Annotated in this window: 17 protein-coding genes; 11 read left to right on the top strand and 6 right to left on the bottom strand. The window is 63.7% G+C overall.

The genetic code is table 11. The annotated features are described in order from the left end of the window. The first annotated feature begins 114 nt into the window (after nucleotides 1-114). The 9 genes from JQ553_RS32725 (at nucleotide 115) to JQ553_RS32765 (ending at nucleotide 8,758) form a co-directional block, all read left to right on the top strand. Nucleotides 115-2,016: a M3 family oligoendopeptidase gene (locus JQ553_RS32725; protein WP_212504202.1), complete on the top strand. Its 1,902-nt coding sequence runs from the start codon at nucleotides 115-117 to the stop codon at nucleotides 2,014-2,016. Between the two features lie 189 nt (nucleotides 2,017-2,205). Further along, nucleotides 2,206-2,358: an aa3-type cytochrome c oxidase subunit IV gene (locus JQ553_RS32730; protein ID WP_212504203.1), complete on the top strand. Its 153-nt coding sequence runs from the start codon at nucleotides 2,206-2,208 to the stop codon at nucleotides 2,356-2,358. 140 nt (nucleotides 2,359-2,498) lie between these two features. After that, nucleotides 2,499-3,626 (top strand): Re/Si-specific NAD(P)(+) transhydrogenase subunit alpha, encoded by a 1,128-nt coding sequence (locus JQ553_RS32735; protein ID WP_212504204.1) that lies wholly within the window; start codon nucleotides 2,499-2,501, stop codon nucleotides 3,624-3,626. A gap of 11 nt (nucleotides 3,627-3,637) precedes the next feature. Further along, nucleotides 3,638-3,955 (top strand): proton-translocating transhydrogenase family protein, encoded by a 318-nt coding sequence (locus JQ553_RS32740; RefSeq protein WP_212504205.1) that lies wholly within the window; start codon nucleotides 3,638-3,640, stop codon nucleotides 3,953-3,955. Between the two features lie 43 nt (nucleotides 3,956-3,998). After that, nucleotides 3,999-5,396 (top strand): NAD(P)(+) transhydrogenase (Re/Si-specific) subunit beta, encoded by a 1,398-nt coding sequence (locus JQ553_RS32745; RefSeq protein ID WP_212504206.1) that lies wholly within the window; start codon nucleotides 3,999-4,001, stop codon nucleotides 5,394-5,396. Nucleotides 5,397-5,402: 6 nt separating this feature from the next. Continuing rightward, nucleotides 5,403-6,221 carry an alpha/beta hydrolase gene (locus tag JQ553_RS32750; RefSeq protein ID WP_249144800.1) on the top strand — a complete coding sequence of 273 codons (819 nt, stop codon included), beginning with the start codon at nucleotides 5,403-5,405 and terminating at the stop codon, nucleotides 6,219-6,221. A 53-nt stretch (nucleotides 6,222-6,274) separates the two neighbouring features. Further along, nucleotides 6,275-7,372, top strand: coding sequence for a calcium:proton antiporter (locus JQ553_RS32755; protein ID WP_212504207.1), 1,098 nt, complete (start codon nucleotides 6,275-6,277; stop codon nucleotides 7,370-7,372). Between the two features lie 13 nt (nucleotides 7,373-7,385). Further along, nucleotides 7,386-7,670 (top strand): cupin domain-containing protein, encoded by a 285-nt coding sequence (locus JQ553_RS32760; protein ID WP_212504208.1) that lies wholly within the window; start codon nucleotides 7,386-7,388, stop codon nucleotides 7,668-7,670. Nucleotides 7,671-7,888: 218 nt separating this feature from the next. Next, nucleotides 7,889-8,758 (top strand): hypothetical protein, encoded by an 870-nt coding sequence (locus tag JQ553_RS32765; protein ID WP_212504209.1) that lies wholly within the window; start codon nucleotides 7,889-7,891, stop codon nucleotides 8,756-8,758. A gap of 28 nt (nucleotides 8,759-8,786) precedes the next feature. Here the strand turns inward: JQ553_RS32765 and JQ553_RS32770 are convergent, their stop codons facing one another. Together JQ553_RS32770 and rpsU are read right to left on the bottom strand one after the other, a co-directional pair. Further along, on the bottom strand, nucleotides 8,787-9,443 hold the full coding sequence (locus JQ553_RS32770) for a tetratricopeptide repeat protein (RefSeq protein ID WP_249144802.1): 657 nt from the start codon (nucleotides 9,441-9,443) through the stop codon (nucleotides 8,787-8,789). A 114-nt stretch (nucleotides 9,444-9,557) separates the two neighbouring features. Beyond that, complete coding sequence (gene rpsU / locus JQ553_RS32775; RefSeq protein ID WP_212504210.1) at nucleotides 9,558-9,857, bottom strand: 30S ribosomal protein S21; 300 nt, start codon at nucleotides 9,855-9,857, stop codon at nucleotides 9,558-9,560. Between the two features lie 264 nt (nucleotides 9,858-10,121). Between rpsU and aqpZ the strand changes: the two genes are divergently transcribed. Beyond that, nucleotides 10,122-10,844 carry an aquaporin Z gene (gene aqpZ, locus JQ553_RS32780; RefSeq protein ID WP_212504211.1) on the top strand — a complete coding sequence of 241 codons (723 nt, stop codon included), beginning with the start codon at nucleotides 10,122-10,124 and terminating at the stop codon, nucleotides 10,842-10,844. Nucleotides 10,845-10,923: 79 nt separating this feature from the next. Here the strand turns inward: aqpZ and JQ553_RS32785 are convergent, their stop codons facing one another. Both JQ553_RS32785 and purE read right to left on the bottom strand, forming a co-directional pair. Continuing rightward, nucleotides 10,924-12,027 (bottom strand): 5-(carboxyamino)imidazole ribonucleotide synthase, encoded by a 1,104-nt coding sequence (locus tag JQ553_RS32785; RefSeq protein WP_212504212.1) that lies wholly within the window; start codon nucleotides 12,025-12,027, stop codon nucleotides 10,924-10,926. Next, nucleotides 12,024-12,512 (bottom strand): 5-(carboxyamino)imidazole ribonucleotide mutase, encoded by a 489-nt coding sequence (gene purE / locus JQ553_RS32790; RefSeq protein ID WP_212504213.1) that lies wholly within the window; start codon nucleotides 12,510-12,512, stop codon nucleotides 12,024-12,026. The genes JQ553_RS32785 and purE overlap by 4 nt, the downstream gene beginning before the upstream one ends. Nucleotides 12,513-12,657: 145 nt before the next feature. Here purE and JQ553_RS32795 point away from each other — a divergent pair, with 145 nt between their 5' ends. Continuing rightward, the gene (locus tag JQ553_RS32795) at nucleotides 12,658-13,350 is read left to right on the top strand and encodes a GGDEF domain-containing protein (protein ID WP_409363108.1); all 693 of its coding nucleotides are present in this window, start codon (nucleotides 12,658-12,660) and stop codon (nucleotides 13,348-13,350) included. Nucleotides 13,351-13,408: 58 nt separating this feature from the next. Here JQ553_RS32795 and JQ553_RS32800 read toward each other — a convergent pair whose 3' ends face one another. Continuing rightward, entirely contained in the window at nucleotides 13,409-13,660 is a 252-nt protein-coding gene (locus JQ553_RS32800) for a hypothetical protein (RefSeq protein ID WP_212504215.1), read from the bottom strand. A gap of 21 nt (nucleotides 13,661-13,681) precedes the next feature. Beyond that, nucleotides 13,682-13,891 (bottom strand): hypothetical protein, encoded by a 210-nt coding sequence (locus JQ553_RS32805; protein ID WP_212504216.1) that lies wholly within the window; start codon nucleotides 13,889-13,891, stop codon nucleotides 13,682-13,684. Nucleotides 13,892-14,015 lie beyond the last annotated feature (124 nt).

Here is a 14,015-nt window from a genome sequence, read left to right on the forward strand (position 1 = left end):
ATCTGTCTCGAATCGGGGCACTGTCGCCGATGCCGATTAACGCACTCTTAAATCTTGCCATTCTGCTTCTATTCCGCTGCCGTCTTCCGACCGAAGGTTAAGGTTTCGAACAAGATGACCCTGCGCAACAAGTCTGCTGTCCACAACAAGTCTGCTCTCCGCCAACAATCCGCTCTTCGCAAGACGGCTCAACGCAAATTGATCGACGCCAAGCCTGCCGCGAAAAAAGCAGTCGGCAAAACCGGCAAGCTGCCTGAATGGAATCTCGCCGATCTCTATTCGGGTATCGACGCGCCGGAAGTCGCGCGCGACTTGCAGAAACTGGATGCAGATTGCGTCGTGTTTGAGACCGACTACAAAGGCAAGCTCGCAGAGAATACGGCTGGTGACGGCGGTGGCAAGTGGCTTGCCGCGGCGGTGCGGCGCTATGAAGCGATCGACGATCTCGCCGGCCGTCTCGGCTCTTACGCCGGATTGGTTCATGCCGGCGACAGCGTCGATCCCGCGATCTCGAAATTCTATGGCGACGTTTCGGAACGGCTGACGGCCGCGTCGGTTCATTTGCTGTTCTTCTCGCTCGAGCTCAATCGCATTGACGATGATGTGATCGAGGCCGCGATGCGGGAGCCTGAGCTCGGCCATTACCGGCCATGGATCGAGGATCTGCGCAAGGACAAGCCCTATCAGCTCGAGGACCGGGTCGAGCAGCTCTTCCACGAGAAGGCCCAGAGCGGCTATGCGGCCTGGAACCGGCTGTTCGACCAGACCATCTCCGGGCTGCGCTTCAAGGTCTCGGGCAAGCAGCTTGCGATCGAGCCGACGCTGAACCTGCTGCAGGACAAGGCGGGCGACAAGCGCAAGGCTGCAGCTCAGGCGCTGGCGAAGACCTTCAAGGACAATGAGCGCACCTTCGCACTGGTCACCAACACGCTCGCCAAGGACAAGGATATCTCAGACCGCTGGCGCGGCTTCCAGGATGTCGCCGATGCCCGACACCTGAACAACCGCGTCGAACGCGAGGTAGTCGATGCGCTGGTCGCATCGGTGCGCGCGGCCTATCCGAAACTCTCGCACCGCTACTACGCGCTGAAGGCGGGCTGGTTCAAAAAGAAGAAGTTGCCGCACTGGGACCGCAACGCGCCGCTGCCATTCGCGGCGACCGGCACGATCGACTGGCCCGAGGCGCGCAACATGGTGTTGTCGGCGTACCGCGGCTTCTCGCCGAGGATGGCCGATATCGCGGAGCGCTTCTTCACCGATCGCTGGATCGATGCGCCGGTTCGTCCTGGCAAGGCGCCAGGCGCCTTCTCGCATCCGACCACGCCGTCGGCACATCCTTACGTGCTGATGAATTATCAGGGCAAGCCGCGCGACGTGATGACGCTCGCCCACGAACTCGGTCATGGCGTGCACCAGGTGTTGGCGGCCAAGAACGGCGCGCTGATGGCGCCGACGCCGTTGACGCTTGCCGAGACCGCCAGCGTGTTCGGCGAAATGCTGACCTTCAAGCGGCTGTTGTCGCAGACCAGGAACGCAAAACAGCGCCAGGCGCTGCTCGCGGGCAAGGTCGAGGACATGATCAACACCGTGGTGCGGCAGATCGCGTTCTATTCCTTCGAGCGCGCGGTCCACACCGAGCGCAAGAACGGCGAACTCACCGCCGAGCGCATCGGCCAGATCTGGCTCGGCGTGCAGGGCGAGAGCCTTGGGCCGGCGATCGAGATCAAGCCGGGCTACGAGACGTTCTGGATGTACATCCCGCACTTCATCCATTCGCCGTTCTATGTCTATGCCTACGCATTCGGCGATTGCCTGGTGAACTCGCTCTACGCGGTCTACGAGCACGCCTCCGAAGGCTTTGCCGAGCGCTATCTCGACATGCTCTCGGCCGGCGGTACCAAGCACTACTCCGAACTGCTCAAGCCGTTCGGCCTCGACGCCAAGGACCCGAAATTCTGGGACGGCGGCCTCTCCGTCATCGCCGGAATGATCGACGAGTTGGAGGGGATGGGTTGAGATGCCGGCGCTCTACAGCGGAAGGGCGCGGGACTCCTTATCCAGCGCGGCCGGCGAGGGAGGAGGCCCGACCCCCTGGAGCCGGGACAATTGGCCTTCCAAATGGCCCGATGGGAATGGCGGCGTTGCCCTGCCACCCCGTTTGCGGTAATTGCTCACCCGGATGTGAATTCTGACTGGGGACCATCGATGGCAGACCATAGCGAAGTGGCCTACACGACCGCTGACGGCAATGACTATCTGGCGCATGAGCAGACCTATGAAGGGTTTCTCATGCTGGTCAAATACGGCACGATCAGCGTCGCTATCATTCTCATCCTGATGGCCTTTTTCCTGGTCTGATCCCGGACCGGATGCTGCACCGCCGTCCCCCGGCGATACCCGGAATTTCTGTCGAGCCCGGTGGCAAGACCGGGTATCCAACCTGGCGAAAGTAACGCTAGTCTGAGGACGCGGGCGCCGCTCGCGCCGCCGGAGGCCCCATGAAGATTGCCGTTGCCAAGGAAATCGATCCGTCCGAGCCGCGGGTTGCGGCTTCCCCGGACACCGTCAAGAAATTCAAGGCGATCGGCGCCGAGGTTGTGGTCGAGCCGGGCGCGGGCATCAAGTCGGGTCTGCCCGATTCCGAATTCACCGCAGCCGGCGCAACCGTCAGCGCCGACGCTCTGAAGGACGCCGACATCATCATCAAGGTGAAGCGGCCTGAAGCCTCGGAGCTCTCCAAGTACAAGCGCGGCGCGCTCGTCGTCGCGATCATGGACCCCTACGGCAACGACGCCGCGCTGAAGGCGATGGCCGATGCGGGCGTGTCGGCGTTCGCGATGGAGCTGATGCCGCGCATCACCCGCGCGCAGGTGATGGACGTGCTGTCCTCGCAGGCCAACCTCGCCGGCTACCGCGCGGTAATCGAAGGTGCGGAAGCCTTCGGCCGCGCATTCCCGATGATGATGACCGCGGCCGGCACCGTTCCTGCCGCAAAAGTGTTCGTGATGGGCGTCGGCGTCGCCGGCCTGCAGGCGATCGCGACCGCGCGACGGCTGGGCGCCATCGTCACGGCGACCGACGTGCGGCCCGCAACCAAGGAGCAGGTGGAGAGCCTTGGCGCCAAATTCCTCGCGGTCGAGGACGAGGAGTTCAAGAACGCGCAGACCGCCGGCGGCTACGCCAAGGAAATGTCCAAGGAGTACCAGGCCAAGCAGGCCGCGCTGACCGCCGAGCACATCAAGAAGCAGGACGTCGTGATCACGACGGCGCTGATTCCGGGCCGCCCTGCGCCGACACTCGTCTCGGCCGAAATGCTGAAGTCGATGAGGCCGGGCTCGGTGCTGGTCGATCTTGCCGTCGAGCGCGGCGGCAATGTCGAGGGCGCCAAGGCCGGAGAAGTCGTCGACGTCGATGGCGTCAAGATCGTCGGCTATACCAACGTCGCCGGCCGAGTCGCGGCGTCAGCGTCCGGCCTCTACGCGCGCAATCTGTTCTCGTTCATCGAGACGATGATCGACAAGGCGAACAAGGCGCTCGCCGTCAACTGGGACGACGAGCTGGTGAAGGCCACCGCGCTGACCAAGGACGGCGCCGTCATTCATCCCAGCTTCCAGCCGAAGCAATAAGGAGACAAGCCATGGAGCATCTCGCGCAGGCCGTCGATCCCTTCGTGTTCCGGCTGTCGATTTTCGTCCTCGCCGTGTTCGTCGGCTATTTCGTGGTGTGGTCGGTGACGCCAGCGCTGCACACGCCGCTGATGAGCGTGACCAACGCGATCTCCTCGGTGATCGTGGTTGGCGCGCTGCTTGCTGTCGGCGTCGGCCTGGTCTCCAGCGGCTCGGGCTGGGCACGCGGCTTCGGCTTCGTCGCGCTGGTCTTTGCCTGCGTCAACATCTTCGGCGGCTTCCTCGTCACCCAGCGCATGCTGGCGATGTACAAGAAGAAAGCCAAGTGATCGGCAACCACCTCGGGGTAAAGAGGAAAATTGGGGACCTGAGATGAGCGCCAATCTCTCCGCACTGTTGTATCTCGTGGCAGGCGTGCTTTTCATCCTGTCGCTGCGCGGCCTGTCGAGCCCGGCCACCTCGCGCCAGGGCAATCTGTTCGGCATGGTTGGCATGGCGATCGCGATCGGCACTACGCTCGCGAACCATCCGCCCGCGGATGGCCTCGCCTGGCTGCTCGTCATTCTCGGCGTTGCAATCGGCGGTGCGATCGGTGCCGTGATCGCGCGGCGCGTGCCGATGACCTCGATGCCCGAGCTGGTGGCAGCCTTCCACTCGCTGGTCGGCATGGCAGCGGTGCTGGTCGCCGCCGGAGCGTTCTATGCGCCTGAAGCGTTCGACATCGGCACGCCGGGCAACATCCACAAGCAGAGCCTGGTCGAGATGTCGCTCGGCGTCGCTATCGGCGCACTGACTTTCACCGGATCGGTGATCGCGTTCCTGAAGCTGTCGGCGCGGATGAGCGGCGCGCCGATCATCCTGCCGTTCCGGCATATCATCAATATCGTGCTCGGCCTTGCGCTCGTCTTCTTCATCGTCGGGCTCGTAATGTCGGGCAGCGCTGTCGACTTCTGGCTGATCACCATCATCGCGTTGGTGCTGGGCGTGCTCATGATCATCCCGATCGGGGGCGCCGACATGCCGGTCGTGATCTCGATGTTGAACTCGTATTCCGGCTGGGCTGCCGCCGGCATCGGTTTCACGCTCGGCAATTCCGCGCTGATCATCACCGGCGCGCTGGTCGGCTCATCCGGCGCGATCCTGTCCTACATCATGTGCCACGCAATGAACCGGTCCTTCATCTCGGTCATCCTCGGCGGCTTCGGAGGCGAGACGGCGGCAGCCGGCGGCGGCAGCGGTGAGCAGAAGCCGGCAAAGCTCGGCTCGGCCGACGATGCCGCCTTCATCATGAAGAATGCATCCAAGGTCATCATCGTGCCCGGTTACGGCATGGCGGTGGCACAGGCCCAGCACGCGCTGCGTGAAATGGCCGACATGCTGAAGAAGGAAGGCGTCGAGGTGAAATATGCCATTCACCCCGTCGCCGGTCGCATGCCCGGCCACATGAACGTGCTGCTCGCCGAAGCCAATGTGCCCTATGACGAGGTGTTCGAACTCGAGGACATCAATTCGGAATTCGCGCAGGCCGACATTGCCTTCGTGATTGGCGCCAACGACGTCACAAACCCGGCCGCCGAAGAGGACAAGACCTCACCCATCTATGGCATGCCGGTGCTACAGGTCTGGAAGGCCGGCACCGTGATGTTCATCAAGCGCTCGCTCGCATCCGGTTACGCCGGCATCGACAATCCGCTGTTCTATCGCGACAATACCATGATGCTGCTGGGCGACGCGAAGAAGGTGACCGAGAATGTCGTCAAGGCCATGTAGCGCCGCTTGCGGGCGTTGATCCTTGTCCTGCAATGGCTCCTGATCGTCGCGGCGGTCATCTATCTCGCCGGTCTTTCGGTGCTGTTCCTCAGGCAGCGCGAGATCCTGTTTCCGGTCCCGCCGGTCGGACGGACCGCGCCGGACGCCGCAGGATTCCCCGAAGCGGAAGAGCACGTCCTGACCACGACGGATGGCAAGAAGGTGATCGTCTGGCATGTGCCGGCGAAACCGGGCCATCGTGTGGTTCTGTTCTTTCCGGGCAATGGCGATGTCCTCGCCGGGCTCGTCGCCCGGTTCAAGGGCATCATTTCTGACGGCACCGGTCTGGTCGGGCTGTCCTATCGTGGTTACGCCGGCTCAAGCGGTTCTCCGAGCGAACCCGGCCTCCTGCTGGATGCCGAGGCTGCATATCGCTTTGCCACCTCACGCTACAGCGCCAATCAGATCGTCGCCTGGGGATTCTCGCTCGGGACCGGCCCGGCGGTAGCGATCGCGGCCAAGCATCCCGTCGGCAAGCTGATCCTGGAGGCGCCCTTCACCTCGGCCGCGGACATTGCGAGAGCGCGGTATCGCATCGTGCCGGTCGGCCTGTTGATGCGGGATCAATTCCATTCCGATCGGCGCATCGCACGGGTCACGGCACCGCTCCTGATCATGCACGGCGCGAGCGATCCGGTGATCCCGATCAGCTTCGGCGAGCGTCTCTTCGCACTTGCGCACGAGCCCAAGCAGTTCGTGCGCTTCCCGGGTGGCGGACACGAGAACCTCGACGATTTCGGTGCGATCGGGATCGCGCAGCAATTCATCGATGCTCCGGGAGGCTGACGGCGGCGGTTGTCTGTCGCATAATCACGACAGTTGAATCGGGGACCTTTGACATGAGCGCACACGGACCGATGCCGCGGTCGGCCTGGCTATTTCCCGCCCTTGGCCTGTTGCTGTTTGTCGCAGTCACGGCTTGGGACTACGCGTTCGCGCCATCGGCCGGAGGGTGGCTGTTCGCGGCAGCACTGCTCGTCATTTTGTTCGGCACGGTATTCGCGGCAGTTCATCACGCCGAGATGATCGCCGAACGGATCGGCGAGCCGTTCGGAACGCTGCTCCTGACGCTTGCCGTGACCGTTATCGAGGTGGCGCTGATCGCAACCATCATGCTGGGCGACACGCCGGCACCGACGCTGGCGCGCGACACCGTGTTTGCGGTGGTCATGATCGTCTGCAACGGCCTCGTCGGGCTGTGCATCTTTATCGGCGGCATCAGGTACCGCGAGCAGGATTTTCAGATCACCGGCGCGAACCTTTACCTCAGCGTCTTGTTCGTGCTGGCGACCATCACGCTGGACATGCCGAACTTCACGCTGACCGCGCCCGGGCCGGTCTATTCCACAGCCCAACTCGCCGTCGTGAGCATGGTGACCTTGCTCCTCTATGCGGTGTTTCTCTACACCCAGACCATCCGCCACCGAGATTATTTCGTTAGCGGCGCGGACGAGGCGGCCGCGCATGGCGAGGTGATGTCGGACCGCATGCTGGCAATCAGCATTGCCCTGCTGCTGGTGGCGCTCCTGTCGGTGGTGCTGCTTGCCAAGAAGTTCTCGATCGTGGTCGATGTCGTGACCGCGAAGGTCGGCGCGCCGCCGGCCTTTGCGGGCGTCCTTGTCGCGCTCCTGATCCTGCTGCCGGAGAGCGTCGCCGCGGTGTCGGCGGCGCGCAAGAATGATCTGCAGAGGAGCATCAACCTCGCGCTCGGCTCATCGATTGCTACCATCGGGCTCACGGTTCCCGCCGTGGCCGTTGCCGCCTATGCGCTCGACAAGGAACTCGTGCTCGGGCTCAGCAACCAGCATATGTTGATCCTGCTGCTCACCTTTATGGTCAGCATGCTCACCTTCGGAACCGGTCGCACCAATATCCTGTTCGGACTGGTGCACATGGTGGTGTTTGCCGTGTTCGTGTTCATGGTCTTCGTGCCGTAATGGAGGAAGCGATATGCTCAGCGCCAAGTCGGACGTCCAGGTGGATACCGCGGAGGTACGCGTCACCGAATGGCGGCTCGCGCCGGGCAGCGCCACCGGCCATCACACCCATGAGATGGATTACGTCATCGTGCCGATCACATCGGGCGAAATGACGATCGTGGCTCCGAACGGCGAGCGTTCGAAGGCGCAGCTTGGCGCTGGTAAATCGTATTTCCGCAAGGCCGGCGTCCAGCACGACGTGCTCAACGAGACGGCGAGCGAGATCGTGTTCCTCGAGATCGAGCTAAAGCCATAGGCGTGCCTCGGCGGGCTCCGCGCCGGAAGGCCGGGCCCTTGGCGCGCCCGGACGGGTGACCGAACGGAAGGCCGGATCGGCCGGCGGCGCTCGGGGATGAAACCAATGTGATAACAAAAGTGACGGCGGAACAGGGGTTTGCCACCGATCTGTCGCAGTTGATCCAAGAATGTGCCTCAAAGTTCCAGCATCAAACCCCGGGCGGGGAGTGGCAGGTCATGCTGAGTGTTCTGAAGAAATTCGCGATGGACATCTTTCCCTCGGTGGCAGCGACCATCATCGGGGCGTACATCGTTAACCACTACATCGTCGCCAAGCCGGAAGCGCCGTCAACCGCTGCGGTGTCTGCCACCACCTCGCAGGCGCCGGCCAAGCCGGCGGAGAAGCCGACCGCAGTTTCGAACCTTCCCGAAGCCGGCGTGAAGGCGAAGGGGATGTCCGAGCGTACGCTGCTCGAGCGCGCAACCTCCGAAAAGGCTACAGTCACGGAGAAGTCTGCCGAGAAATCCGCTGACGCGAAGCCCGCTGAAGTGAAGCCCGCTGAAGCGCCGGCCGAAACTGCGAGCATTCCTGCCGAGCCGCGCCGTCAAACGGCCGCGCCGAAGGCGGTGGCGAAGCTCGCGCCGGCGACCGCGGCTCACACGGCGCAGCCTGCCGCGTCGGTCGAGGCGACCGCCGCATCCGACGAGGCGCGTGACGCCAACGACCTCGCCCGCGCGGCAATTGACCGGTTGCGCAAGGAAAATCCGGCACGTCCGCAGGAGGCGCCACGCACGGCCGATGTCGCCCGCTCGGCCGAGGCGCCTCGTGCAGTAGCACCGGCGGCGATGCGGCCGCTGCCGCCGCCGATCATGGTGTCGAACCCGGTCAACGAAAACGTCGATCGTTCGCAGTTGCGGCCGCCTTATGCGGCCAGTGCGCAGGATCCGAGCCGTCCGACGCCGCCAGCCGATATCCCATTGGCGGCGCGGCCCCCGCTCGATCTACGTGTCGAAGCCGCCGTGCCGACGCCGAAGGAGGAGCCGTCGGTGGCCGACGACATGCTGTCCGCCGCCAAGTCGGTGTTCCACGCCGTTCTGCCGAAGTGATTTGATGGGTATGGCGTTTGCGGACGCTCTAGCCGCCGGTACGCGCGAGACCGCTGCGAGCGGCTTCATCGCGGGGCCGCAGCGCGAGCGCGCGGTTGTAGGACATTGCCGCCTTGGTCTTTTCGCCGAGCCGCTCATAGGCCTGCCCGCGTGTCGTCCACGCCGCGCCACTGTTGGGATCGGCCTGCACGGCCTCGTCGAGGTCGGCAGCGGCTTCCTTGGCCTTATCCAGGGCGAGGTAACTGGTGGCGCGTCCGAGCAGCGGCTCGACCTTCTGCGGCGATAATCCGCTCGCGGCCGTGAAATCCTCGATCGCCTGCTGATGCTGGCCTTGGCCCTGATAGATCAGGCCGCGGCCATAGAGCGCCTGAATGTTGTAGGGATCGGCCGCCAGCGCCTGGTCGAATTCCGCAAGTGCTTCCTTGGTCTTGCCGGAGTGTGCCAGCACCTGGCCGCGTGTCGCACGGTCTTTGGCGTCACTGATGTTCTTTGCGGTGACGGTGTCAGCAGGCTTGTCAGCTACGGCCGGCTGCTTTGGTTTGTCGTCAGCGCCCAACGACCCGAGGTCGAAGGAGCAACCTCCCAAGGGCAGGCCGACAACGACGGCAACGACGACGAGGCGTCCCGCGCGGTGACGGCGACATGGCTGCGCAAGAGCGGGGCGAAATGGCGGGGAGGCCATCATGCAAAACGCTCTTGGAGGTAATTTTGCATTTGGCAACCCGGAACACGTCCAGCTTGAAAACGACAACGCGGGCCCGAGGCCCGCGTTGTTACAATTCCGGATCGGCTATTCGGATCAGCGCGGGCCGCGGCCTGTGCCCGCACCGCCGCGGCCACCGGCGCCACGGTCGGCACCCGGGCCTGCGCCGAACACCGGCTTCGGCTTCATTGGCAGCAGGCCTTCGCGCTGCAGCTTCTTGCGCGCCAGCTTGCGGGCGCGGCGCACGGCTTCAGCCTTTTCGCGGGCCTTCTTCTCAGACGGCTTTTCGTAGTGTCCGCGGAGCTTCATCTCGCGGAAAATGCCCTCGCGCTGCATCTTCTTCTTCAGCGCCTTGAGAGCTTGGTCGACATTGTTATCGCGGACGAGAACCTGCACGCGGCATCCTCTTTTGAATTGATCGGTTCGGAATTCTGGCAAGCAAAGAGCGGCAAAAGGCCTGCCCAATGACCCTAGGCGCGCGCATGTATCAGACAATCGCGCCGATGTCCACCTGTGGAGAGGTCTTTCAAGCCTAGTTAAAGCCACGAAATGAGGCAAAATTGCCGTCGTGCGGCCCTGATTTGGGATTTCTGGCGCCAGTATTGGGGTCGTTCCCGGATGTTTTGAGCAACCCGGATATCAAAATCAGGGAGAAGAAGCATGGATACGAAGAAATATGCGGCCGAGGCAATCGGCACGTTTTGGCTCACATTTGCCGGCTGCGGCAGCGCGGTAATTGCTGCCGGCTTCCCGCAGGTCGGGATCGGTCTGGTCGGCGTGTCTCTCGCGTTCGGGCTCAGCGTGGTCACCATGGCTTACGCGATCGGCCATATCTCGGGTTGCCATCTCAATCCGGCCGTCACGGTCGGGCTTGCGGCGGGCGGGCGCTTCCCGACTGGCCAGATCCTCCCATACGTGGTCGCGCAGGTTGTAGGTGCGATCATTGGGGCCGCTGTGCTCTATGTGATCGCGAGCGGCGCGCCGGGATTCGACCTCGCCAAGGGTTTTGCGTCCAACGGCTATGACGCGCATTCGCCGGGCCAGTACGGCATGGTCGCTTGTTTCATCACCGAGGTGGTGATGACCATGATGTTCCTGTTCATCATCATGGGCGCGACGCACGGCAAGGCGCCCGCCGGTTTTGCGCCGCTCGCCATCGGACTCGCGTTGGTGATGATCCATCTCGTCAGCATTCCCGTCACGAACACCTCCGTCAATCCGGCGCGCAGCACGGGGCCCGCGCTGTTCGTCGGCGGCTGGGCGCTGGCGCAGCTTTGGCTGTTCTGGGTAGCGCCCTTGATCGGCGGGGCGCTCGGCGGCGTGGTCTACCGCTGGCTCAGCGACGAGCCGACAGGCATCGTCGCGGGTGTGAAGACGGCCTGATCGGCGAATGGGATCGTGATCGTCACGATCCCATTTTCATCGGCATGTCGAGAGCGCCATCGCGGCGGAGTGCGCCGGATCATGGCCTGCGGGCCGGTGTCACTTCGGTGACGTGGCCCATCTTGCGGCCGGGGCGCGGAATGCCCTTGCCGTAGAGATGCACCGTGGCGCCGGGGATCGTGAGCCACCGCTGGTAGCTCAGGATGTCATCGCCGATCAGGTTGGTCATCGTGACCTCGCCATGACGCACCGGCTTACCGAGCGGCCAACCGGCGATTGCGCGGATGTGTTGCTCGAATTGCGAGATCGAAGCGCCGTCAAGCGTCCAATGGCCCGAATTGTGCACGCGCGGCGCTATCTCGTTGACCAGCACGGTCGGCGCGCCCTGGCCAGCCACCACGAACATCTCGACGGCGAGCACGCCGACATAGTCGAGCGCCGTCGCGATTTTCTCGGCGATCGCGCGGGCCTGCGTGGCAAGCGCGTCCGGAATCGCCGCCGGTGCGCGGGATGTCTTCAGGATATGGTCGCGATGCTCGTTCTCGGTGACGTCGAAGCATTCGACCTCACCGGAAGCCGAGCGCGCGGCGATCACCGAGATCTCGCGCTCGAACGGCACGAACGCCTCGAGGATCGCCGACCTGGTGCCGAGGCTTTGCCAGATCTGATCGAGGTCGTCGCCGGCGCGGACGATCGCCTGGCCCTTGCCGTCATAGCCGAAACGGCGCGTCTTGATGACAGCGGGCAGTCCGATCTTCGCAATTGCCGCGCGCAGCGAGCCGGCCGACACCACGTCGGCATAGGCGGCGGTGCCGATGCCGAGCCTGCTGACGAAGTCCTTCTCGATCAGCCGGTCCTGCGTGGTCTCGAGGATCTTTTGCGCCGGCAGCACCGGCCGCCGCGCCGCCAGCACCAGGGCGGTCGCCGCCGGTACGTTCTCGAATTCGTAGGTGACGACATCTACATCGTTGGCGAACAGTTCGAGTGCCTCGACGTCGGCATATTCCGCACAGGTTGCGTTCTGCACCACGTCGAAGGCGGGCGAGTCTGGATCCGGCGAAAACACCTGGCATCGCAGTCCAAGCCGCGCCGCCGCCATTGCGAGCATCCGGCCCAATTGTCCGCCGCCGAGAATTCCGATGGTGTCGCCCGGCTTCAGCTTCACCGTTGATGAAGCTGTCACGCCGAAGCCTCCGGATGGTCCTTCACGGCGTCGGTCTGCTGCTTGCGCCAGGCCGCTAGCCGAGCCGACAACGCGGGATCGTTGAGCCCGAGCACGCTCGCCGCGAGCAGCGCGGCATTGATCGCGCCGGCCTTCCCGATCGCCAGCGTGCCGACCGGGACGCCGGCCGGCATCTGCACGATCGAATAGAGCGAATCCAGGCCGGACAAAGCCTTGGATTCGATCGGAACCCCGAACACCGGCAGTTCGGTCAATGCGGCCGTCATGCCGGGCAGATGCGCGGCACCGCCGGCTCCGGCAATGATCACCTTATGGCCGGCGGCCTTGGCGCCCTTGGCGAAGGCATAGAGCCGGTCCGGGGTGCGGTGCGCGGAGACAATTCGCGAATCGCTGGCAACGCCAAGCGCGGCAAGCGTTTCGGCAGCGTGGCGCATGGTCTCCCAATCGGACTGGCTTCCCATGATGATAGCGATCGGGGCGGTCATGTCGTCAATTCTGTGCGAGAATCCAAAAGCATAGGCGGATTATATGATCGGCCCGTGCGTCATCCAAGGCGTGGCAAGCGGTTCAGGATGGACTATCCTGACTTGGTAAACTCCGGCAAGCCTTCATCAGCAGGCCTCAACAAGGATGCGCATGAGGAAAAAGACCCGCGCCGCCGCCTCAGGAGCCGCAAAACAGCGGAAACGCGCTGCGGTTGTGCGCAAAACCGCGTCCAGCCGGGTTGGAACCGTGTCGGTTTCGCGGCCTTCAACCGCGTCCGACGCCAAATTGATGATTCGGAGGCTGAAGGCGCAATTGGCGCGGGCGCAGGCACGGATCGAGGAACTACAGGCCTCGGCTGAGACCGACTTCCTGCTGGATATCCTGAACCGGCGCGGCTTCGAGCGCGAACTCGCACGGTCGATCGCCTTTATCAAGCGCTATCGCGCCAGCGGAGCGCTGATCGTGCTCGACGTCGATCGGCTCAAGCCGATCAACGACGCCTATGGACACGCGGCAGGCGACCAGGTCCTCAAGGCGATCGTAGCCACGGTATCGGGCCGGGTGCGCGCCTCCGACGTGATCGGCCGGCTCGGTGGCGATGAGTTCGCCGTCCTGCTTTGGAATCTCAGCGAGACCGATGCCAGGGCCAAAGCAGCCACGCTCGAGCAGGCGATCGACAGCCTGACCTTCGTCTTTCGCGGCAGCAACGTCAGTGCGGGCGCCTCGGCCGGCGTCGCGATCCTCGGACCGCATTCAGATGTTGGGCGCGCGCTCGATGAGGCCGACCATGCGATGTACGTGCGCAAGGCGCAGCGCCGGCACGAATCCGAAATCTAAAGCATGATCCGGGAAAGTGCGTAGCGGTTTTCCGCAAAGATCATGCTCAAACAAAAGCCTAAAGCGCGCTCAGATCCTCGGGCACGTTGCCGAACGCGCGCAGCAGCTTGGCATCGCCGAATTCGCCGATGGCGGGATCGCCAGTCCGGCTGAAGGCGACGGCGCCGATGCTGCCGGGCATGCGCGACATCATCTCGGCCCGGCGCAGTGCCGTCACGGAGTTCTGGCACTCTTCTGCATTGCCCGCGATCGGCGCGCCGTCGTCATCCTGCATGAAGGGCAGCGCGACATAATAGGTGACATCGGCCATTGGCCTGCTCCTCTGCGATGATCAGGCGGCGTCGCTTGTCTCATGCGTGCTCGCGGGCACGCAGCCGGCGGTGATCGCCGCCTGCAGTTCCTCAAGCTCTGTTTCCAGATATTCATTGGCCATGATCAGCGCCTTGATGGTGCTGCGCAGGTTGCCATCGCACATCGCGATTGCTTGGTCGCAGGCCTGCTCGTAGCGGAGGTTGTCGGGCAGGGATGACGGCGCGGTCATGGCTGAACTCCCTTCATCGGTTGGCTGGGTGCATGTTCTTGTTTTGTTCACGCAGAGTCAAGGGTGAAAATTGTGCTTGCAGGGCGTTGCCCGCGAATGTCCAAGTTGTGGAAGACGGGGATAA

It is taken from the genome of Bradyrhizobium lablabi (genome assembly GCF_018131005.1).
Classification (GTDB): Bacteria; Pseudomonadota; Alphaproteobacteria; order Rhizobiales; family Xanthobacteraceae; genus Bradyrhizobium; species Bradyrhizobium lablabi_D.